The sequence below is a fragment of the Bacillus sp. NMCC4 genome, from assembly GCF_002998555.1.
GTDB lineage: Bacteria > Bacillota > Bacilli > Bacillales > Bacillaceae > Bacillus.
Map to the genome: position 1 here is coordinate 658307 of NZ_PVRA01000001.1, position 19935 is coordinate 678241.

Here is a 19935-nt window from a genome sequence, read left to right on the forward strand (position 1 = left end):
TAAATAAAGATGCTTAGAAACGAATATGAACGCTCTTGGTGGTGTTTTTAAAATAGGTGCCATGTTTTTTAAGAAACAAAAAAACAGGCTCTTTAGCCTGTTCTTTATTATCCAGTGATGACCATATTGATGAATGGGACACTCAGTAAAAAGTAAACAACGGCAAAAACAACTTTATAACCCATCTCTTTTTCTTTATTATTCTTACGTTTTTTCATATAAACAGCAAAATAAGAAGCACCAATTAACATCATCAATACTGGTATTACAGTCATCATAAATTATCCTCCCTAATAAAAGAACCTATATTGCGGTCACCGCAACCCAAAAAGAAACTTTCCATCACATTACCAATTATCAAGAAATAAATGGTAGCATGGAAATATATCAAAGAAAGTGAGTGATTCTTATAAATCCATGTCTCCTATGCTTCTTTATGCAACCATTTTTTTGACTCTCTTATGATCCCCCAAAATAGGAACCTGTACAGAATTACAAGCAAGAAAAAAGTATAAACAAACTCAAAGGGAGAGAATGGTTCATAATCAATTATGTATGCATTAATAAACACTATTACCAAAGAAAACAATTCCATCAAAGAATCTATAAATCTGTTTTCTTTGAACACGTCCCTTGTCTTTTTGAAATTAAAGATGTCTTTAATTTCCACACTAGAAAGTCCTTTGATTAAAGCTAAACCTATCAAGTACACACCAAAAGACATCTCAAAGGAAAAACTCAACATCTGTGTGATTACACAATAAATCAAAGTGAATAAGAATAAATACATTTTATTACTCTCCTTAACCTCTAAGTATTCCACCCCAATAGAAGGAAATATCATGTATGCGTTACCCCAAAAAACAAATAGGAGTGGTACGTATGTTTAAAAAATTTCTAGTAGTGTTATGTGTGCTTACTATTACATTTGGTTTCTCTTCTCCAATGATTAGTCATGCCAGTCAAGGTAATAATGAGACCCCTCCAGTCAGTGTAGATAAAAAACAATTGGAATTAGCAGAGAAACTATCTAATTACTTCGAATTAGATAAGGATGGAAATATTCATTTTACAGCTGATAAAGAAACCCTTATGGAAATGGGAATTTCAGAACACGACAGTCTACTAATGACTTCAATGAAGTCAGAAGAATTTAGCTTTGAAGAGAATGAGAAAAAAGGTGACATGCAGACTTTAGGTTTTGTAGGTTTACACCTCAAATTAGGACCGAAAGTTAGAAGCATGAATGCCATAGTAGCAGGTGGATTTGCAGCCGGATATATCGGTTGGTACACAAGTCGAATTGCTGCTGCCGGACCATGGGGTGCTGGAGCAGCTGCGGCTATTACTGCTGGAACTTCTGGTGCTGTTGCATGGGCAGTTAAAAACAAATATAAGAAAGTTGATGTAGGCGTAAATATTATGTTTGTTAATTTAGCATATACTGTAAAAATACCTTAAAAATAACTGTTAAGCAACAATAAATAAAAAAAGCAGGCTCCAGTAAGAGCCTGCTTACTCTTAATATAAGACTTCAACACAAAATTTTTGAAATTCCTGAAAATATTTTGGTTCTGCATTAATTAGTGGTAAGCGTATAGAAAGTGTTGCAGCGTGCAGACGATCGGTAAGCCCTCACATTCTTCTCCTAGTAAAACAACCCTTTTTACATAAAAAAGAAGCCATTAACGGCTTCTTATGTTGATTTTCACTTTTCCACTATTTTATATCCGAAATCTATAAGGCACAGTTGAAAACCTCTCTGGAATGAATTTTTATCATCTTTATCTAACATACCATCCTTGTATGTTTCAATAAAGATTATAGCGCGCGACTATTCCATTTCGGGTATGCCGGCGTGTACCGGTACTAATTTATATTCCATAATACGATTTTCTCCTTGATCCTCGACTTCAAAATACCCTTTTTATAAAGCTATTTCAATTACGGCCACATCTTCACCATTGGACTTTGTTATGAAAGAAACCTCTTCTTCTGGAATTCCCACATTTATTAAAAATGACTGAAAAGCGTGGCTGCCTTCGCCGTTATAATTACTGGCTAAACCTTGGTAAATAAATAATTTATAGGCAACAGTCTCCACATACGTATAATATCTCACTTTTTGACCATTTCTAAAATGCGTAATACGTGTGACCTTTCCTAATGTCGGCAACAATGCTAAAGCAAAGTCTAAAGTCGGTTGGCTACTCTGTTCCTGAATAATGATTGTTGCTTCTTCCTTTTGAAATGGTGGTTTAAATTCTGTATGCTGCTCTAAATATTGTTCTTTAATAATTGCCATGTCTAAATCCTCCTTTAAGTTTCATGTTAAAATAACGAATTTCAGTTTTTTGTTGTGTGGAGAGAATGCGAACAAAACAGCTGCCCTGGAAGATCCAAAATGAGCTAAAACACGAATGAAAAAGTGTGGCCAACTATACAAGCGAAACGATTTCACGAATATTGTCTTTTATCTCGTTTAAATCAGATTAAATCCTTTTAAAGTGTATAAGTTTGCCTGTTCAAGTGACTGATTAAAATTGATTGGGCTATCATAATGATTATACTGCGCTTCTTTTTTTCCGGTCCGATCGAAGAAAATCTTAAACCAGTAATAGATCGGATAGGGCCTTTGTTGAATTGTACTTCCGTCTGGCAAACGTAAATGTACATATTCAACAGTCTCTGCCGTTTCATCTTCAACATTAGGAGTCATTGCAGCGTGTTCCACAGAATCAGGTATATACTCGCATATCTCAACACGAGTATCTTGATTGATGCTATGATGAGTCGAACCAAAAGAACGGCAAATCAGAGGGCGAGAATCGTAAATTGAACATGATTTTGTTTCTGGATCAAGTAGTGGACAAGGAAAGCTATTCCGTCCAACTGCCATGTGCTTCTTCATTTGTTCAACAATTATTGTGCCATCGTTCGTTGTATATATCTCCAAATTTCTCCATGTGTCAGGTCTTTCATTTTTAATTGTTTCACACTGATCCAAAGCAGTATCATATATTTTTTCTGCTCGATCTTTGCTCCAAGTCTTCAACTCACGCATAATAAATTCAAACTCAATTTCAGTTATAGAAAAATCCTCATAGCAGCAGTTATAACACCCCTCTTGACATGGAGGAATATTACCTGTTGATTTTTGATAATCCTCTATTTTTCGTTCGTACTTTTTTTGTGTTTGGATAAGCCGTGCAGCTCTTGATTCAGGATGAATGTCACTATGACACTTTTTATATACAGAAACACGGGTCATTTCTTGAGATTGCCTTAACCATTTGCCTTTCCCCCTCTAACAACCGGATAAACCCATTAATTCCCAAACAATTTTATCATAGATTACTAAACCAGTACGAAGCAAAAAATACCGTCTTGCGCCTGCAAGACGGTCAGTAACCTTTCCATATTTCACTCTTCCAAGGCCGATATTTCATATAATAGAATGCTTGCCCCTTCTCGACTTAACACAATACCTCAAGATAAAGTCATGTTTTGATCAGGCTCAGCACCCTTTTCGGGTGCCTTTTTTATGATATACTGTCATAAACAACCAGATCGTCTCATATGCATTGGAGTACCTTGTCCCTAATTCGTACAAAGGAGGAAACAATGGCAGACAAAAAAGTTCATTATAAGAAGGTTGCCGCTTCAGAGGATTTTCGAAAACTTCTCGAGGAAAAACGCAGATTTATCGTACCGATGACGATTTTCTTTTTTCTCTTTTACTTTTCACTTCCGGTTGCTACATCCTACTTCACCTTTTTGAACACGCCGGCAATTGGCGCGATCTCATGGGCTTGGTTATTCGCCCTCACACAATTTGTGATGACCTGGGTATTATGTGGACTTTATGCGAGAAAAGCAGCTCAGTTTGACAAATATGTAAGCGCTTTAAAAACTGAATCAAGAGGTGATGACGAATGAGCATGACCGCTTTTATTTTATTCATAGCGATCGTAGGGCTCACATTGGTCATCACATATTTTGCTGCGAAAAAAACGAGCAATGCGAGCGATTTTTACACAGCAGGCGGAGGTTTGACTGGGTTTCAGAACGGCCTTGCCATCGCCGGGGACTATATGTCTGCCGCATCATTTTTAGGGATCGCTGGAATGATCGCGTTAAATGGATTTGACGGCTTTTTCTATAGCATTGGCTTTCTAGTGGCGTATCTTGTCGTTCTTTACGTTGTGGCCGAACCGCTTCGAAATCTAGGGAAATATACGATGGCCGATATGATTGCTGCACGATTTAAGCGTCCTGCCATTCGAGGGGTTGCCGCGTTTAACACAATCACAGTCTCTACTTTTTATATGATTGCACAGCTTGTTGGGGCAGGTGCATTAATCAAACTGCTTCTTGGCATTGATTACTGGATTGCTGTGCTGGTCGTAGGTGTCTTGATGACCATTTATGTCGTGTTTGGCGGCATGATCGCTACCAGCTGGGTACAGATCACAAAGGCTGTGCTTCTCATGCTTGGGACCCTGATTATTTCACTGCTTGTATTTGCAAAGTTTGATTTTAGTCTGCTGAAGATGTTTGAGGAGATGAAAACAGCGACCCCGCTCGGTGGGGCATTTCTTCACCCGGGAAATAAATATGATGTGCCTTTAGAGACACTGTCTTTGAACCTTGCTTTAGTGCTTGGGACAGCAGGTTTGCCGCACATTTTGATCCGGTTTTATACGGTAAAGGATGCCATTTCTGCGCGTAAATCTGTTTTATCCGCTACGTGGATCATCGGCATTTTTTATTTAATGACGGTTTTCCTTGGCTTCGGTGCTGCTGCCTTTGTTGGAACAGAAGCGATCACAGCAGCAGATGCAGCAGGAAATATGGCCGCTCCTCTGCTCGCCCAAGCCCTTGGAGGTGATTTATTATTTGCCTTTGTTTCCGCTATTGCCTTTGCGACCATTTTGGCAGTGGTAACTGGTCTCGTCTTATCCGCAGCGTCTGCCTTTGCCCATGACTTTTATAGTCAGATCATCCGCAAAGGGAAAGCGAGTGAACGGGAACAGGTGAAGGCGGCACGCTTTGCTTCCATAGGCGTGGCCATTCTTTCCATCATTCTTGCATTATTTGCCCAATCCTTAAACGTCGCTTTTCTTGTGTCACTTGCCTTCGCCGTGGCAGCAAGTGCAAATTTACCATTGATTATCTTCACTGTCTTTTGGAAACGATTTAATTCTACGGGTGCCATTGCAGGGAGCTTAGTAGGACTGTTGAGCGCACTGATCATCGTCTCGCTCAGTCCAAGCGTCTGGGACCCATCGGGAACAGCCATCTTTACAGGAGATCCGCTCATCCCGCTGTCGAACCCTGGAATTATCTCGATCCCACTCGGATTCCTTGCCGCTTACTTAGGCACGATATTCTCCTCTGAAAAAGCAGATGATGACACCTTTACGGAAATTCAAGTAAAGGCACATACAGGCATGCATATGGATACTGATTCATAAGGAAAAGCCGGCAGCGAGCCGGCTTTTTAATAGCGCTGAAATAACTCTGGATTTTTCGGAACGTTTTCTAAATAAACGATCTTTCCTTTGTCGTCCAGTTCTGCAATGTCAATTCCTTCTGCTGTATAGACACGGCCATCCGAAAGTTTCCCGCAAACAGCCCAGTTCGTTTCATACTTTCCGTCTTCTCTTTTTTTCCATCCATCCCACATATGCTTGATGTCTTCATGCACGTGGAAAAACGTGTTTAAAAACTGTGTAAACGCTTGGATGCCAGGCTTCTCGGCACCATTTAAGACAATCATGACATCGTCAGAAAACAATGCTAGCAATTCATTCAATTGCTCCTGTCCTTTTCCTGCTTCATCGTAGCGGCGAAAATACGTATCGAGCACTTCCATTGTTCATTCTCCTTTATTTACCTGTCATTTCGAAAATAATCGAACAATTTAATTGTACACAATTGTTTCTCACCTGTCTATTTTCCCAGAAATCAGAAAAGACATGAATTGAGTCAATCCATGTCTCCTACAGGTTAAAGAGATGCTTTTTCTGATGCAACAAGTGCTTTCAATTTTTCTGCTGCTTTTTTTGGATCAGCGCTCTGGCTAATGGCGCTAATGATGCTAATACCATCTGCCCCTGCTTGGATGACTGGTGCAGCATTGTCGTATGTGATACCCCCGATGCCAACAATTGGAATATGAAGACCATGACGACGTACTTCAGTGATCAAAGATACTCCTTGGACACTGCGTGTATCCTTTTTCGTTTCTGTTGGATAAACTGGGCCCATGCCGACATAATCTGCGCCGTCCTTCATGGCTTGTTTCACTTCATCTAGGTTATGCGTAGACACACCTAATATTTTATTCCCGATCCGTTGTCTGACGTCTTCTGCATTTGTGTCTTCCTGTCCAACATGAACGCCATCTGCATTAAGGTCTATCGCTAGCTGTACATCATCATTCACAATAAAAGGAACATTTGCTTCTTGGCAAAGCACTTGAAGTTGACGAGCCAATTGTTTCTTCTCTCCTCCTTGCAAGGCTCCCTCGCCCTTTTCTCGAAATTGAAACATGGTGATTCCGCCTTGAATGGCTTCTTTTACGACATCAAGCGGCGGTCTGCTTGTATTCGATGTTCCCATAATAAAATAAACCGATAATTGCTGTTTGATTTGCTGTTGATCAGCCTTTGTCATGTGAAATTCCCCCTATTCTCCCCAATGTCAACACATCATCGCCATTTGTTTGTGAGAGTGCATTTAAAAATTCCATTTGAAAAGTTCCTGGTCCTTTATCCTTTGTGTACTGAGCTGCCCTTTCAGCTGCGACACCATAAAACAGTAATGCAGCTGCTGACGCATGAATAGGCCGTTCACCCACTGCACAAAATGCCCCGATGACAGACGTCAGTAAACAGCCGGTTCCCGTCACCTTGGTGAGCCATTCATGTCCATTATGAATAGGCAACACGTCCTCTCCATCTGACACCACATCGACTTTTCCTGTGATCACCACAACGGTCTGAAGTGTCCTTGCCGCTTGTTTGGCTAGTGCCGATACATCTCCGTTCGCTGCTTTCGCATCAACGCCTTTTGACTCCCAGCCATCCACTCCAAGTAAATGAGCCATTTCTGCAGCATTTCCTCTGACAACGGTCATGTTCACTTGCTCTAACAGCTGTTTTGCCGCTTTCGTTCGAAACGTTGTCGCACCGACGCCGACAGGATCTAATAGAACAGGTACACCATTTTCATTGGCAGCTTGTCCAGCCAGAACCATGGCCTCCACCGTGTCCTTTGTCAATGTGCCGATATTGAGCACAAGTGCATCCGCCAACTGCGCCATTTCAGCCACTTCTTCTTTGGCATTTGCCATGACTGGCGAAGCGCCTAAAGCAAGCAGACCATTCGCTGTAAAATTCGTCACGACTTGATTGGTGATATTATGAACGAGTGGATTTTCCGCTCGAACCCTCTCCAATAAATGAGACACGCAGCTTGTTTTCATCCGTATCGTCCTCCCTTTTACTCTGCTCCCCACACATAGGATTTAGTATGCTTTAACCATTCTCTTGCCGCAAACGACAAATAGCGATCCTTTCGCCAAATGACTCCTAAATGCCACGGGATCGACGTGTTTAAGGAAATGACTTTCACCTTTTCAGGATCAAGATCACGGCAGATCCGCTCAGGCAGAAGACCAATTCCCAAGTTCTCGGCTACCATCTCACTAATGAAATCCCATTGAGACGTTTCATAAATGACATTGGGCCGGAATCCCGCATTCATACATTCATTCAATATCCGGCTATGCAGAACAAAATCTTCTCGAAAGAAAATAAAAGACTCTTCCTTTAAATCAGCTAAATCAACCTTATCACGACCTGCCATCGGATGTGATGGATGCGTCACGAGCTTCATGTCTTCTTTAATAATGGTGTACGTATGAAAAATTTTATCATTTGCAGGCAGAACAATGACACCAATATCTAACGAACCATCTTCGACCCCTTCCTCTACTTTAATAGAGCCGTGCTCCACCAATTGAAATGTGACATCTGGATACTGCTGGCGGAATTCTCCCATGACATTCGGGAAAAAACTCGATCCAATCATCGGCGGCAGCCCGATGCGAATATGTCCTTTTTTGACATTCATTAAATCATTTAGCTCGCTCGTTAAATTCTGAAATGATTGTGTGATTTCACTCGCCTGTGTATACATCGTTTGTCCAGCATCTGTCATTTCAACCTGCCGGCCATTTCGATAAAACAACTGCACCCCCAGCTCATCCTCGAGATTTTTGACCATCTTGGAAATGGTAGGCTGCGACACATAAAGAGATTGTGATGCTTTTGTGAAGCTTTTTAACCTCGCCACTTCTAAGAAATATGTTAAATGTCTAATGTCCACATGACTCACCCTTCCTATAGACAAAAGGAATACTAACTATTCGATATATGTATTTTACCTATAACTGAACGTGCTGTACACTTTAAAGTAAGCTAATCAATTGGAACGTTGTCATGTTTTTGTGAAACAGTGAACAATTTATATAAAAAAAGGAGTGAACAGAAAGTGAAATTGCTCAAAACGCCGCTGATTGCTGTCCTTCAGATTATGGCTTTGTTTGTTTTTGCGAAATTGATGAATGTGCTCGCGGCCTTTTTGCATTTAAGAATTCCGGGCACGATTTTAGGCATTCTGGTCATTTTCTTATTACTTCATTTTAAAATTATTCAATTAAAATGGATTGAACTTGGCGCCGTATGGCTGCTTGGAGAACTGCTGCTATTCTTTATCCCGTCAGCAGTTGGTGTCATTGATTATGGAACATTGCTTTCTCAATCTGGCACAAGTATTGTCCTTGTCGTCTTACTTAGTACCTTTGTCGTCATGCTCTCGACTGGTATCATGACGCAAATGATTGCGAAAAGAAAGGAGCGAAAAAAGCTATGTTAGTTGGCGCACTATTTCTGATCTTAACGGTTCTTTTATATCTCGGATCAAAAGCGGTGTATAAACGGCATCCGAAGGTCTATGTCTCCCCATTACTTGTGACGCCGCTTGTCCTTGTCGTCTTGCTATTAATCGTCAACATTCCTTACGATGCATACAATCAAGGCGGTAAATGGCTCACGAATATGCTTCAGCCTGCGACTGTTGCTTTTGCCATTCCTTTATATAAGTATTTTCACATTCTGAAGAAGCATGCAGTGGAAATTATTTTGAATGTGGCTTGTGGTTCTGTCATTGCGATCCTATCAACAGCATTTATCGCCAAGTTGTTTCATTTGGATACAGGCCTTATTGAAAGTCTTGTCCCAAGGTCGGTCACAACACCGGTGGCGATGAGTGTGTCAGAAATGATTGGCGGCATGCCGTCCGTTACGGCTGTATTCGTCATTTTAACCGCACTGTTTGGGTCAATCATCGGTCCAATGGTCATTCGTTATTTCCGTATTGATAATGACATTGCCATGGGCGTCCTGCTTGGAACAGGTGCACACGGGGCAGGAACATCGAAGGCATTTGAAATGAGCTCCGTCTCAGGGACGATCTCAAGTGTGTCGATGATTCTTTCAGCTATTATTACATTATGTGCAGCGCCTCTCCTCATGTCGTTTGCCTTATAAAAAAGCCATTTCCTTTATCGGAAAATGGCTTTTTCTTATGCTTGGATAAAGACAACCTTTAAATAATTTCCTTCAGGATAATTCTTCGTTGTACGGAAATCCTCAGGAAGTGTATATTCTTCAAGGATACGATAGGTTTGCCCTGATTCTTTAAAGGCCTGCGCAATAAATCCTTTGAATTTCTTCATACCAAATGCACTGCTATTCGTTGATGCCACAATGACGCCGTTCTCAGCTGTGATTTGGATGGCTTCTTTTAATAGCTTCTTATAATCCTTCGCCGCACTGAATGTGTGCTTTTTCGTGCGTGCAAAGGATGGCGGGTCTAAGATGACAAGATCATAAGTCCATCCTTTTTTCGCAGCAAACGGAAAATATTTAAAGACGTCCATGACTTTCATATCCTGCCCGTCCACATCTATATCGTTGACTTCAAACTGTTCAGCTGTTTTTTTCAAACTGCGGTTTGCGACATCTACACTTGTCGTCCGGCTCGCTCCGCCAAGCGCTGCTGCCACGGAGAAAGCGCCTGTGTAAGAAAATGTATTAAGCACGCTCTTTCCTTTTGCATAACGATCTCGAATCGCTTTTCTCACATGACGTTGATCAAGAAAAATGCCTGTCATCGCACCATCATTTAAGTAAACCGCTACGTTCATGCCATTTTCTTTCACGATGAGAGGAAATTCACCTTTCTCTCCCTTCACAAAATCATCATCTTCTATATACTGTCCAGACGTATCAAATCGTTTCTTTTCATAAATGCCTTTATAGTCTGGATATACTTGCTCAAGTGCAGCCAATACTTCCGCCTTTAATGTATAGACTCCTTCGCTATACCATTGGATGAGATAGAAACCGTCATAATGATCAATCTTGAAGCCGCCAATTCCATCACCCTCTCCGTTGAACACACGGAAAGCAGTCGTCTGCGCATCACGAAATAAATGCGTTCTGCTTTTCGCTGCCTGCTCAAGCTTGGAGACAAAAAAGGCTTGGTCTATTTTTTCGTTGGCATCAAATGTGAGTACCCAGCCGATTCCTTTATTTTGTACACCATAATATCCTTTTCCTAAAAAGGCGCCTCGCTCATCCACCCATTCAATCAGCTCGCCTTCTTTCACACCGCTTACATGAGATACAGCATCTTTGGAAATGAGCGGATATCCCTTTTTCACTTGTTCTGCAAATGTTTGTTTTAATGAGATTTTTTTCATTTGTGTCATCCTTATCCTAAATTGACTCTCTCTATCCTATCATATGAATGTATACGTTACTCCTATTATGATAAGATGAGGAGAAAAATATCAACACACCATAGAGGAGGCTCTTTTTTTGACGACATTACGATTAGATCATACAGGTATTATGGTCACAAATATTGATCAGTCCATTGATTTTTATGAAAAGGTCGTGGGCATGAAATTAAAGGATCGCATCACTCATACAAACGGAGTCATTGAGCTTGCATTTCTCGGTTTTAAAGATGAAACAGAAACGGAAATTGAGCTCATCCAAGGGTACAGCAGCGACCTGCCATCTGAAGGAAAGGTCCATCACCTTGCCTTTACAACAGACAATATTCATGCTGAATTCAATCGTATTCAAAAGCTGCAAATCGAATTAATTGATGAAGAAATTACGACGTTACCAAATGGATACTGCTACTTCTTTTTCAGAGGCCCAGACCAAGAATGGATCGAATTCTTCCAGCGCTAATATTTCCTAGGAAATGGGGCCAGTTACCTTTATCATCATATAAACTGCGATATTTCTTAGGCTCCATAAAAGAAAAAGAGTAAGAGCATCCATATGCCCTTACTCTTTTTTTATAACACCTTACTAAGAAATGATTTTGTCCGCTCATGCTGCGGGTTTCCAAAGAGAGCCTCCGGTTTGTCTTCTTCGACAATATATCCGCCATCCATAAAGAGCACGCGGTCTCCTACCTCTCTCGCAAAGCCCATTTCATGTGTGACCACAATCATTGTCATGCCTTCGACGGCTAATTGTTTCATAACTGCTAATACATCCCCGACGACTTCAGGGTCAAGAGCAGATGTCGGTTCATCGAATAATAACACTTTCGGGTCCATTGCCAAGGCTCTTGCAATGGCGACACGCTGTTTTTGTCCACCAGATAATTGGTTAGGGTAGCTTTTGGCTTTGTCTTTTAAGCCGACCTTTTCAAGCAGGTCTATTGCTTTATCGACTGCCGCCTTCTTGTCGGCGCCTTTTACCTTCATCGGTGCGATCGTGATGTTTTCTAAAACGGTTTTATGAGGAAATAAATTAAAGTGCTGAAACACCATCCCCACTTCTTGTCGTACTTTATTGATATTCACCTTTGGATCTGTAATCGTATGTCCGTGGACAACGACTTCGCCAGCCGTAATATCTTCTAATTTATTGAGACATCTTAGAAACGTGCTTTTGCCTGATCCAGAAGGACCAATCACACACACTACTTCCTTTTCCTCGATGACTGCATTAATGTCCTTTAACACTTCGTGATCGCCAAAGGATTTCTTTAAATTTTTCACCGTAATCATACTCATTTGATATCAAATCTCCTTTCTGCGTAGCTAGCCAGTAGAGAAAGTAAATAAATGATCACGAAATAAATGATACCGACAATGAGCCAGACATTCAAAGGATCAAATGTTGCCGATGCTTGTACTTGTCCCCGCTGCATAATATCGGCGATTCCAATAATCGATAAGAGAGACGTGTCCTTCAAGCTGATGATGGCTTGGTTTGTAATCGCTGGAAGCATGCGGCGGAATGCCTGCGGAAGGACGATAAAGCGCATGTTTTGTCCCCCTGTAAAACCTAAGGAACGTGCAGCTTCTGTTTGTCCTTTATCAATGGACTGAATTCCTGCACGAATAATTTCTGAGAAATAAGCCCCTGCATTAATCGCTACTGTAATAATCCCTGCCGGCACTCGATCAAGCGATATGAATTCAAGTGTATTCAAACCAAAGTAAATGAAGAATAGCTGTACGATAAATGGTGTGCCTCGAATGGCATTGACAAAGACAAGTGCGATGAAGTTTAAGATTTTAAAAGGTGACAGACGGAATAATGCCACAATCAAACCGATGATAAATCCTAAAATGATGGCAACAACAAAGATATATAAAGTGGTTTGCAAACCATCCATTAAATATGGAAATGCATTAATAATCGTGTCCATGTTTCTCCCTCCCTAATTCACATACGGTGCCACATAAAGAAAGCGCGCTCGGAGCGCGCCTCGCTTGTGTTATGACTTCAAATATTTATCAATAATTTTGTCATATTCACCGTTTTTCTTTAGGTTCTCTAGACCTTTATTGATCTTTTTCAATAGGTCTTGGTTTTTCCCCTTCATCACAGAAATACCATACTGGTCTCCATTCAATCGGTCTCCAACTGTTTTCAATTTTAAATCTTGTTGTGCGATTGCATACGTAATGACAGGATAATCCTCTATTAAGGCATCTGCATTTCCGTTTGAAACTTCTTGGAACATCGATGGGCTGTCATTAAATTGAACCACTTCATACCCATATTTATCTGCGTTATCTGATGCAAATTTTGCACCTGTCGTCCCATTTTTAACAGCTAGCTTTTTCCCCTTTAAATCATCAATTGATTTGATGCTGCTGTCCTTTTTCACAACAACTGTCAGTCCAGCGTCGAAGTATGGATCTGAGAAATCTACCTTCTTCTTACGCTCATCTGTAATACTCATCCCGCCCATTCCTACATCAAGCTGGCCTGCCTGCATTGCTGGAATAATGCCTGAGAAGTCCATAGCTTCAAGTTTCACTTTGAAGTCTTGGTCTTTCGCGATTGCGTTAATCAGATCAACGTCTATTCCTTCATATTTACCGCCCTTTTCAAATTCAAACGGCGGATATGTTGTATCTATCCCTATTTTATATGTGCCTTTGCCTTCTCCCGAACCGCTGTCAGATTTTGATCCACAGGCTGCCATGACGAGCACAACAATGAGTCCCATGATCAGTAACATCGATTTTTTCATAAAACACGACCCCCTATTATCAGTTTTGTCTAAATATTCGCAATACCAATAATACTATACCACGCTAAATCTATAGCGTGTGATATTTTTTATCAATACCAAAGATCCATACAATACTAGATCAATAGTCTCTTTAAATTTTACTTTTTTGCGAATAACTCATTTTATTCTAAAAGAAGAGTGATTCACAATCATGATGTGAGATAATCTTACGAAAAAACGAGACATCACCTTGAAAATCTCCGTTTTTTCTAACATACGAAAACAGACTCTTGAATTACCTTCTTCTCTCTATTGATATCGTAATATATTTTTTCCAAAACCCTCTTTTTACCTAAAAATATGTAAACGCATACAAAAAGATGGATGATCCCTATTTCTTTCACAACTGGTTGAATTTACATCAAAAAACATGTTTTACAAATTGCAAGAGAGCGCTTAAAATATAAGAAGATACTGAATATGGAAAGTGAATTCAGATGAATGGACATCGAACTAGATGGATAGATGAAGAAAGGAGGATATAAATTGGCCGAAACAGGTGTTTTGTCGTCCGTTGATGTAGCGAATATGTTAAATGACTGGTATGTCATGATGAAAAAAAGAGAAATACAAGGTGCGATCCAGCTAAAAGAAGAGATTCTTCAAGCGTTTGATCGAATGGAAGAGAATCAAGACGTCTTACTTTACTATCAATTGCTAGAGTACCGTTTTAAGGATCTCATCGAAGATACAGCTTCGTTGGATCATAGTCTTTTTGTTGATGAAAATGCGATCCGTACAGATGACATGCTCAGTTACTATTTCTATTTCTTTAAAGGGATGTATGAAATGCGCAGAGGCAATCAGGATACGGCATTTCACCTTTTAAAATTGGCCGAGGATAAATTAGATCTCGTGCACGATGACATTGAAAAAGCAGAATTTCATTATAAAACAGGGTGTCTTTACTATAATATAAGGTCCACGCTTCTCTCCATACACCACTTAAAGATGGCTTCATCTATTTATGACGCAGATCCATGTTATGTGAAAAAATCAATCAGCTGTCAAATGATGCTCGCTTTGAATTATGCTGATCAATCGAAATATGATGAGGCAGAGTCATTATTTGAAGAAGTGATTCATTCACTAGAACAAATGGAAGACCCAGATTTACTTGGTCACGCGTATTGCAATGCAGCTTTTATTAAAAGTCTTAGAAATGAATACAGTGAAGCTGTGCCGCTCCTAGAAAAAGCTTTATTGATCGAGACATTTGAAACGTCTTCTCCAGGCGGCTACTTACTTGCCATGTATGCCTATACAAAAGCACTGTTCAAGCTGAAAAAGCCTGGTTTGTTCCACTATTATGTACAGCTTTCACTACAAAAAGCAGAAAATTTAAAACAACGAAACATTTCACTTAAATTATCCATTTTAGAAACACTTATGCTTCAGCCAGACAACATGATGGAGCAAATCAAATCTTATTGTGATCAATTAGAATCTATGAATTTCCTTGTCGATCTTGAAGCCATCTGTCAGGATGCAGCTGCTTACTTAACGGATCTTGGACTTCATGAAGAATCCACTTATTTCTGGAACAAGGCGTTGTCCTTAAAAACTTGTTAAAAATATGGAGTGATGTATGATGAAAAAATGGTTTATCACAACTGCGATTTTGACACTCTTGATAACAGGTGTTTCCATTGGCGCTTCTATCCAAAAAGACAGCCAATCTGCACAATCTCAAGATATCATTCAAAAGAGAGACCGCGGCACCAATCCTTAAAAATGAAAAAGAGCAGCTGTGAATATAACAGCTGCTCTTTTCTATGCGCTAATCAATTTCTCGTTTAATATTTTGCATTTTTTCATCTAAGTAATGGGCGATATCTGCCGCTTCCTTCAATTCATCGGTCAGCTGATGAGGAACATCGTTTTGCAGTTTATAATAGATTTTATGTTCAAGGCTCGCCCAAAAATCCATCGCTATGGTCCGCACCTGAATCTCAACCTTCACATGCTCCACACGATTCGTTAAGTACACAGGGATTTCCACAATTAAATGAAGACTTCTGTAGCCATTTGGTTTTGGATGTTGAATGTAATCCTTCACTTCAAGGATTTTTAGATCCTCTCTTTGCCTCAATACATCCATAATATTATAGATATCTTGAATAAAAGAGCAGATGATACGGACACCTGCGATATCATGGATATACTCCTTGGCACATTGTGTTGTGATGTCGCATCCTTTTCTTGCTAATTTATTTACAATGCTTTCAAAGGATTTGATTCGTGATTTTGTATGCTCTATTGGATTGTGTCCATGGATTAAATTATATTCCTGGCTGATAATTGAAAACTTTGTATCCATTTCATCTAATGCAAATTTATATACTAATAATTCATTTTTCCAGTCTTCCATGACGTTTTTCAAATCTTCTACATGAGTTGCTGACATATTCATTTCTTTTTGTCATCTCCTTTTGGGAAACGGCGGCTGCACCGCTTTCCGTTTACTAGACGGAGAAAAGACTCAAAAGGTTTTAAAAAATACGTCGTCAGCCTCGCTGTTTGTAATACGTTAACGCCAGCGCAAGCGCGAGTACAGAGCCTTTCACAATATCCATCGCGTAATAAGGGACAGACATCATCACAAGTCCATTTTGCAAAATACCGATGAGCACAGCCCCAATAAACGTACCAAATGCATTTGGCTTTCCTGCTCCCATGACGGAAAAACCGATAAAAGCTGCCGCTACGCCATCCATTAAATAAGGTGCGCCAGCATTTATTTCCGCTGTCATCACCCTTGATGCCAGCACAATACCACCGATTGCTGCAAATAAAGCCGAGAGCAGATATGCTGCGATTTTATATTTGTTTACATGAATACCGGACAATCGAGCCGCTTCCTTATTCCCTCCAATAATGTACATAAATCGGCCGTGCTTTGTGTAGGTCATGAAAACATGTGCAAATAGCACAATGGCTGCCATTAAGAGAATGATATATGGCACCTGGCCGATTTTGCTGAAAAAGGCGGGGATTGTGCCCGTTGAGAATGTACCGTCAGACAGCACCATGTTTTCAGAAATGGTCGCCCCTTTCGTATACGTTTGAGCCAGTCCTTGAATGATAAACATCATAGCTAATGTCATGAGCATATCTGGAATTTTCATTTTGACAATCATCAAGGCATTGAGTAAACCAACAATAAGGGCAGCCGCTAGCGCAGAGAGGATCGCAATCAGCGGGTTTTGCGAAAACCACACGAACATAGAAATCACAATTGCATTCGATAACGTTGCGACTGATCCGACTGATAAATCAAAGCCGTTTACTGCCAATGAGATGGTAAGGCCCACCGCAATAATGGTCACAATGGAGATAGACCGTAATATATTGATGATATTCCCTGATTGCAAAAACGCTGGATTCGCTGCCGCAAATACCACAATCAATACGACAATGGTTAAGATCGTGCCATATCGATAAAAGAAATCAAATAGATGAAAGGATGGCCGCTGTTTTTTCATTTGCTGCACAGGGACTGGAATTTGTCGTTCACTCATAATTGTCCTCCTGTTGAATGATATAAAAGCTCTTCCTCAGTCGTTGGCGCAGTCATTTCCCGGGCAATGCTGCCATCATACAGCACGTAGACTCGGTCTGCGATACCTGCAATCTCCGACAGCTCACTTGACGCATAAATCACAGATTTCCCGCGGGCGGCAAGCTCTGCAATCAGGGTGAAAATATCTTTTTTCGCTCCAACGTCAACGCCTTTTGTTGGTTCATCAAAGAGATAGATATCCGCTTCAGCCAGCAGCCATTTTCCTATGGAAATCTTCTGTTGATTTCCACCGGATAGATGCTTCACCTTTGCTTCAAGAGATGGGGTTTTGACACCAAGCCGTTTGACGATTACGTCTGCTTCCCGCTTTTCCTTCGAACGATGTAAGAAGCTGAACACTCTTGAGAATGAACGAAGACTTGCAGCCGTTAAGTTCCATCCCACGCTCTCTTCTGTTAGAACCCCTTCCTTTCTACGTTCTTCCGGCACAAGGGCCATTCCAGCTCTCACGGCTTGATGAGGCGATGTGATGCGAACGGTTTGACCATGAAGCTGCACAGTTCCCGTCTTTTTTTCTGAGGCGCCGAAAAGGGCTTTACACAATTCCGTTTTTCCAGCACCGACAAGGCCTGCAATTCCGAGAATTTCTCCCTTTTTCACGTGAAGATGAATGTTGCGTAATTTATGCTGGTCGTTTAGCTGCTTCACTTCAAGCACAATAGGTGCATCCTTCAAAGGTGTACGGAGCGGGAATTGCTCCTCTAATGGCGCACCTAGCATTTCTTCAATAATCTGCTGCGGATTTGTATCTTGAACGAGGTGTTTTGCGACATCGGTTCCATTTCGCATCACTGTCAGTTCATCACAGATGGTGAAAATTTCAGGCATGCGATGGGAGATAAACACAATGCCCGTTCCATTCTGTTTCAGCCGATCAATCATTGAGAATAACTTGCTTGTTTCTGTATGACTAAGAGGGGCCGTTGGTTCATCTAAGATTAAAATGCTGCATTTAATCGAAACGGCCTTGGCAATGAGCACCATCTGTTTTTCTGCAAGGGTCAGATCACTCACAAGGCGTTTTGTGGAGATGTCGATGTCCATTTCTTTTAATAGTTGAGCTGCCTTACGGTGCAGCTCTTTCCAGCCGACAAATGTTTTTTTCTCAATCTGATGCATCATCATATTCTCACCAACACTTAAGTAGGGAACTAGCGCCGTATCCACTTCTTGATGGACCGTCTGCACACCATATGAGGCCGCATTCTTTGGGGTTTGAATGGATGCCGCCTGACCATTGATATGGATGCTTCCTTCATAGTGCGAATGAGCGCCAGAAAGAACTTTCATTAACGTGGACTTCCCAGCACCATTCGCTCCAATCAGCGCATGAACCGTCCCTTTTTTTAATGTAAAATTCACTTGATCTAACGCTTTTACTCCTGGGAATTCAATCGAAATATGTTTCATACAAACAAGCGGCGAAGTCATAGGTGTCCTCCTTCTCATGATCATCATCTGAAAAACGAAACACCCTCTATGGAAGAGAGTGCACGTCGTTTATTTTGTATAATGCTTCTTCAAGGTCTTCATCCAATCTTCTTCAAAAGCAGTCGATGAGCCGAACCCCTTCACTTCGTCTGCAAGATTGACCATATTGATGGCTTTTCCTGCTTGTTGAAGCTGATTTTGCGAGATGAGAGAGGCCTCAAGGTCATAGGAAGATGGTGTTTTCTCGCCCGCTATTTTCTTCGCAAGAATTCTCACGTCAACAGCGCCGATGAGCTTCGGATCAACCGCTGCTGTGTACTTCCATGGACTTTCTTTCGCTGTCATTTCTTGAAGATCAGCATTTGACACATCAATCCCGTAAATCTTCACCTCTGTTCTTCCTGCTTCCTTTAGCGCTCTTGCTGCGCCAATGGCAAAGGCATCCCACGTGGCAAAAATAGCGTCAAGTTTACCCTTTGGATATTTATTCAGCATGGCTGCTACTGCATTTTGCGTTTGAACAGACGTATCAGAGGAAGCAATGCCAAAGCGGTCAAGTTCCTTGATCCCTTTGTGTTGGTTGAGCGTTTCTTGATAGACCTTGTTTCGTCTCACCATTGGCGGGAACCCATCTACCCAGAGGTATGCAATATTTGCTTTTCCTTTAAAATCAGACACGAGTGCGTCTAGTGATTTTTTCGCTAATTGTTCGTCATCTTGAGACGTCACTGTGACCCCTTTGATGTCCTTCAGCTTAGGATTCGAATCAAACGCTACGACTGGAATGCCCTTCGCTGTGATCTTTTTCACGTCAGCGACGGTCGCCTCGTCGTCCCCATGAGAGATGATAAAGCCATCATAATTTTCTTCCAGCGCCTGAGAGATCGCATCATGGAATTTCGCTGTATCCCCGTTTGCGGTGTAGACATCTACCGTAAAGCCAAGCGCTTCACCTTCTGCCTTCGTCCCAGCTAAAAACTGCGCTGTATGATCATCTCCTCCGATTTTACGGATGACTTTAATTTTTGCTCCCTGTCCCTTTGCAAATCGCTTCGGTACATTGTCAAAGGAGACCTTTTCGTTCGCATTTGCCTTTGAGCCTGCACTTGATCCAGTGCCGCAGCCCGTTAATAGGATTGTCAATACCATTAATAATATAAGACATGATGTAAAATGCTTACGCTTCATTGCTGTTCCTCCTCAAGTTGTTTTTATTTTTCACATCG

Annotated in this window: 23 protein-coding genes; 8 read left to right on the forward strand and 15 right to left on the reverse strand. The window is 41.0% G+C overall.

Translation table 11 applies throughout. The annotated features are described in order from the left end of the window. Window positions 1–107: 107 nt before the first annotated feature. Entirely contained in the window at window positions 108–275 is a 168-nt protein-coding gene (locus tag C6Y02_RS19260; RefSeq protein ID WP_155758699.1) for a hypothetical protein, read from the reverse strand. A gap of 607 nt (window positions 276–882) precedes the next feature. Here C6Y02_RS19260 and C6Y02_RS03445 point away from each other — a divergent pair. Beyond that, window positions 883–1461 carry a hypothetical protein gene (locus tag C6Y02_RS03445; RefSeq protein ID WP_126268974.1) on the forward strand — a complete coding sequence of 193 codons (579 nt, stop codon included), beginning with the start codon at window positions 883–885 and terminating at the stop codon, window positions 1459–1461. A 466-nt stretch (window positions 1462–1927) separates the two neighbouring features. On the opposite strand, the gene C6Y02_RS03450 is transcribed toward C6Y02_RS03445, so the two are convergent. Beyond that, window positions 1928–2305, reverse strand: a complete 378-nt coding sequence (locus tag C6Y02_RS03450) for a hypothetical protein (RefSeq protein WP_106030652.1) — start codon at window positions 2303–2305, stop codon at window positions 1928–1930. 177 nt (window positions 2306–2482) lie between these two features. Then, a complete protein-coding gene (locus tag C6Y02_RS03455) occupies window positions 2483–3271 on the reverse strand; it encodes a YkgJ family cysteine cluster protein (protein WP_106030653.1) in 789 nt (262 codons plus the stop codon). Window positions 3272–3624: 353 nt separating this feature from the next. On the opposite strand from C6Y02_RS03455, the gene C6Y02_RS03460 reads away from it, so the two are divergent. Both C6Y02_RS03460 and C6Y02_RS03465 read left to right on the forward strand, forming a co-directional pair. Beyond that, a complete protein-coding gene (locus tag C6Y02_RS03460; protein WP_034660734.1) occupies window positions 3625–3939 on the forward strand; it encodes a DUF485 domain-containing protein in 315 nt (104 codons plus the stop codon). Further along, window positions 3936–5477 carry a solute symporter family protein gene (locus C6Y02_RS03465; RefSeq protein WP_106030654.1) on the forward strand — a complete coding sequence of 514 codons (1542 nt, stop codon included), beginning with the start codon at window positions 3936–3938 and terminating at the stop codon, window positions 5475–5477. Before C6Y02_RS03460 ends, C6Y02_RS03465 begins: the two co-directional genes overlap by 4 nt. Window positions 5478–5503: 26 nt before the next feature. Here C6Y02_RS03465 and C6Y02_RS03470 read toward each other — a convergent pair whose 3' ends face one another. The 4 genes from C6Y02_RS03470 to cidR form a co-directional block, all read right to left on the reverse strand. Further along, complete coding sequence (locus tag C6Y02_RS03470; protein WP_066031559.1) at window positions 5504–5878, reverse strand: nuclear transport factor 2 family protein; 375 nt, start codon at window positions 5876–5878, stop codon at window positions 5504–5506. 134 nt (window positions 5879–6012) lie between these two features. Continuing rightward, complete coding sequence (gene thiE, locus C6Y02_RS03475) at window positions 6013–6681, reverse strand: thiamine phosphate synthase (protein WP_066031558.1); 669 nt, start codon at window positions 6679–6681, stop codon at window positions 6013–6015. After that, window positions 6668–7492, reverse strand: a complete 825-nt coding sequence (gene thiM / locus C6Y02_RS03480; RefSeq protein WP_106030655.1) for a hydroxyethylthiazole kinase — start codon at window positions 7490–7492, stop codon at window positions 6668–6670. The genes thiE and thiM overlap by 14 nt, the downstream gene beginning before the upstream one ends. Before the next feature lie 17 nt (window positions 7493–7509). Beyond that, complete coding sequence (cidR, locus tag C6Y02_RS03485; protein ID WP_003214744.1) at window positions 7510–8397, reverse strand: cidABC operon transcriptional activator CidR; 888 nt, start codon at window positions 8395–8397, stop codon at window positions 7510–7512. A gap of 165 nt (window positions 8398–8562) precedes the next feature. On the opposite strand from cidR, the gene C6Y02_RS03490 reads away from it, so the two are divergent. Together C6Y02_RS03490 and C6Y02_RS03495 are read left to right on the forward strand one after the other, a co-directional pair. Further along, complete coding sequence (locus C6Y02_RS03490) at window positions 8563–8946, forward strand: CidA/LrgA family holin-like protein (protein WP_012011691.1); 384 nt, start codon at window positions 8563–8565, stop codon at window positions 8944–8946. Further along, a complete protein-coding gene (locus tag C6Y02_RS03495; RefSeq protein WP_034660418.1) occupies window positions 8940–9620 on the forward strand; it encodes a CidB/LrgB family autolysis modulator in 681 nt (226 codons plus the stop codon). Before C6Y02_RS03490 ends, C6Y02_RS03495 begins: the two co-directional genes overlap by 7 nt. Before the next feature lie 35 nt (window positions 9621–9655). Here C6Y02_RS03495 and C6Y02_RS03500 read toward each other — a convergent pair whose 3' ends face one another. Then, entirely contained in the window at window positions 9656–10837 is a 1182-nt protein-coding gene (locus C6Y02_RS03500) for a class I SAM-dependent rRNA methyltransferase (protein ID WP_106030656.1), read from the reverse strand. Window positions 10838–10955: 118 nt separating this feature from the next. On the opposite strand from C6Y02_RS03500, the gene glxA reads away from it, so the two are divergent. Continuing rightward, window positions 10956–11339: a glyoxalase GlxA gene (gene glxA, locus C6Y02_RS03505; protein WP_034660421.1), complete on the forward strand. Its 384-nt coding sequence runs from the start codon at window positions 10956–10958 to the stop codon at window positions 11337–11339. A 110-nt stretch (window positions 11340–11449) separates the two neighbouring features. Here the strand turns inward: glxA and C6Y02_RS03510 are convergent, their stop codons facing one another. The 3 genes from C6Y02_RS03510 to C6Y02_RS03520 form a co-directional block, all read right to left on the reverse strand. Then, entirely contained in the window at window positions 11450–12178 is a 729-nt protein-coding gene (locus tag C6Y02_RS03510; RefSeq protein WP_060597561.1) for an amino acid ABC transporter ATP-binding protein, read from the reverse strand. After that, on the reverse strand, window positions 12175–12819 hold the full coding sequence (locus C6Y02_RS03515; RefSeq protein ID WP_003215015.1) for an amino acid ABC transporter permease: 645 nt from the start codon (window positions 12817–12819) through the stop codon (window positions 12175–12177). Before C6Y02_RS03515 ends, C6Y02_RS03510 begins: the two co-directional genes overlap by 4 nt. Before the next feature lie 69 nt (window positions 12820–12888). After that, window positions 12889–13653, reverse strand: coding sequence for a transporter substrate-binding domain-containing protein (locus C6Y02_RS03520; protein ID WP_034660424.1), 765 nt, complete (start codon window positions 13651–13653; stop codon window positions 12889–12891). A gap of 528 nt (window positions 13654–14181) precedes the next feature. On the opposite strand from C6Y02_RS03520, the gene C6Y02_RS03530 reads away from it, so the two are divergent. Continuing rightward, complete coding sequence (locus tag C6Y02_RS03530) at window positions 14182–15267, forward strand: Rap family tetratricopeptide repeat protein (protein WP_060597562.1); 1086 nt, start codon at window positions 14182–14184, stop codon at window positions 15265–15267. A 19-nt stretch (window positions 15268–15286) separates the two neighbouring features. After that, complete coding sequence (locus tag C6Y02_RS19265; RefSeq protein ID WP_162839379.1) at window positions 15287–15427, forward strand: hypothetical protein; 141 nt, start codon at window positions 15287–15289, stop codon at window positions 15425–15427. Window positions 15428–15475: 48 nt separating this feature from the next. Here the strand turns inward: C6Y02_RS19265 and ywaC are convergent, their stop codons facing one another. From ywaC to C6Y02_RS03550, 4 genes are all read right to left on the reverse strand, one after another. Beyond that, entirely contained in the window at window positions 15476–16108 is a 633-nt protein-coding gene (gene ywaC / locus C6Y02_RS03535) for a GTP pyrophosphokinase YwaC (RefSeq protein ID WP_003215004.1), read from the reverse strand. A 94-nt stretch (window positions 16109–16202) separates the two neighbouring features. Next, the gene (locus C6Y02_RS03540; RefSeq protein ID WP_106030657.1) at window positions 16203–17216 is read right to left on the reverse strand and encodes an ABC transporter permease; all 1014 of its coding nucleotides are present in this window, start codon (window positions 17214–17216) and stop codon (window positions 16203–16205) included. Further along, entirely contained in the window at window positions 17213–18709 is a 1497-nt protein-coding gene (locus C6Y02_RS03545) for a sugar ABC transporter ATP-binding protein (protein WP_106030658.1), read from the reverse strand. The genes C6Y02_RS03540 and C6Y02_RS03545 overlap by 4 nt, the downstream gene beginning before the upstream one ends. 69 nt (window positions 18710–18778) lie before the next feature. Then, complete coding sequence (locus C6Y02_RS03550) at window positions 18779–19897, reverse strand: sugar ABC transporter substrate-binding protein (RefSeq protein ID WP_106030659.1); 1119 nt, start codon at window positions 19895–19897, stop codon at window positions 18779–18781. Window positions 19898–19935: the final 38 nt, after the last annotated feature.

What these genes read in the sequence shown, in the direction of transcription:
- C6Y02_RS19260 (WP_155758699.1), bottom strand. Translation starts at nt 275, where the DNA reads ATGACTGTAATACCAGTATTGATGATGTTAATTGGTGCTTCTTATTTT.
- C6Y02_RS03445 (WP_126268974.1), top strand. Translation starts at nt 883, where the DNA reads ATGTTTAAAAAATTTCTAGTAGTGTTATGTGTGCTTACTATTACATTT.
- C6Y02_RS03450 (WP_106030652.1), bottom strand. Translation starts at nt 2,305, where the DNA reads ATGGCAATTATTAAAGAACAATATTTAGAGCAGCATACAGAATTTAAA.
- C6Y02_RS03455 (WP_106030653.1), bottom strand. Translation starts at nt 3,271, where the DNA reads ATGACCCGTGTTTCTGTATATAAAAAGTGTCATAGTGACATTCATCCT.
- C6Y02_RS03460 (WP_034660734.1), top strand. Translation starts at nt 3,625, where the DNA reads ATGGCAGACAAAAAAGTTCATTATAAGAAGGTTGCCGCTTCAGAGGAT.
- C6Y02_RS03465 (WP_106030654.1), top strand. Translation starts at nt 3,936, where the DNA reads ATGAGCATGACCGCTTTTATTTTATTCATAGCGATCGTAGGGCTCACA.
- C6Y02_RS03470 (WP_066031559.1), bottom strand. Translation starts at nt 5,878, where the DNA reads ATGGAAGTGCTCGATACGTATTTTCGCCGCTACGATGAAGCAGGAAAA.
- thiE (WP_066031558.1), bottom strand. Translation starts at nt 6,681, where the DNA reads ATGACAAAGGCTGATCAACAGCAAATCAAACAGCAATTATCGGTTTAT.
- thiM (WP_106030655.1), bottom strand. Translation starts at nt 7,492, where the DNA reads ATGAAAACAAGCTGCGTGTCTCATTTATTGGAGAGGGTTCGAGCGGAA.
- C6Y02_RS03495 (WP_034660418.1), top strand. Translation starts at nt 8,940, where the DNA reads ATGTTAGTTGGCGCACTATTTCTGATCTTAACGGTTCTTTTATATCTC.
- C6Y02_RS03500 (WP_106030656.1), bottom strand. Translation starts at nt 10,837, where the DNA reads ATGAAAAAAATCTCATTAAAACAAACATTTGCAGAACAAGTGAAAAAG.
- C6Y02_RS03510 (WP_060597561.1), bottom strand. Translation starts at nt 12,178, where the DNA reads ATGAGTATGATTACGGTGAAAAATTTAAAGAAATCCTTTGGCGATCAC.
- C6Y02_RS03515 (WP_003215015.1), bottom strand. Translation starts at nt 12,819, where the DNA reads ATGGACACGATTATTAATGCATTTCCATATTTAATGGATGGTTTGCAA.
- C6Y02_RS03520 (WP_034660424.1), bottom strand. Translation starts at nt 13,653, where the DNA reads ATGAAAAAATCGATGTTACTGATCATGGGACTCATTGTTGTGCTCGTC.
- C6Y02_RS19265 (WP_162839379.1), top strand. Translation starts at nt 15,287, where the DNA reads ATGAAAAAATGGTTTATCACAACTGCGATTTTGACACTCTTGATAACA.
- ywaC (WP_003215004.1), bottom strand. Translation starts at nt 16,108, where the DNA reads ATGAATATGTCAGCAACTCATGTAGAAGATTTGAAAAACGTCATGGAA.
- C6Y02_RS03540 (WP_106030657.1), bottom strand. Translation starts at nt 17,216, where the DNA reads ATGAGTGAACGACAAATTCCAGTCCCTGTGCAGCAAATGAAAAAACAG.
- C6Y02_RS03545 (WP_106030658.1), bottom strand. Translation starts at nt 18,709, where the DNA reads ATGACTTCGCCGCTTGTTTGTATGAAACATATTTCGATTGAATTCCCA.
- C6Y02_RS03550 (WP_106030659.1), bottom strand. Translation starts at nt 19,897, where the DNA reads ATGAAGCGTAAGCATTTTACATCATGTCTTATATTATTAATGGTATTG.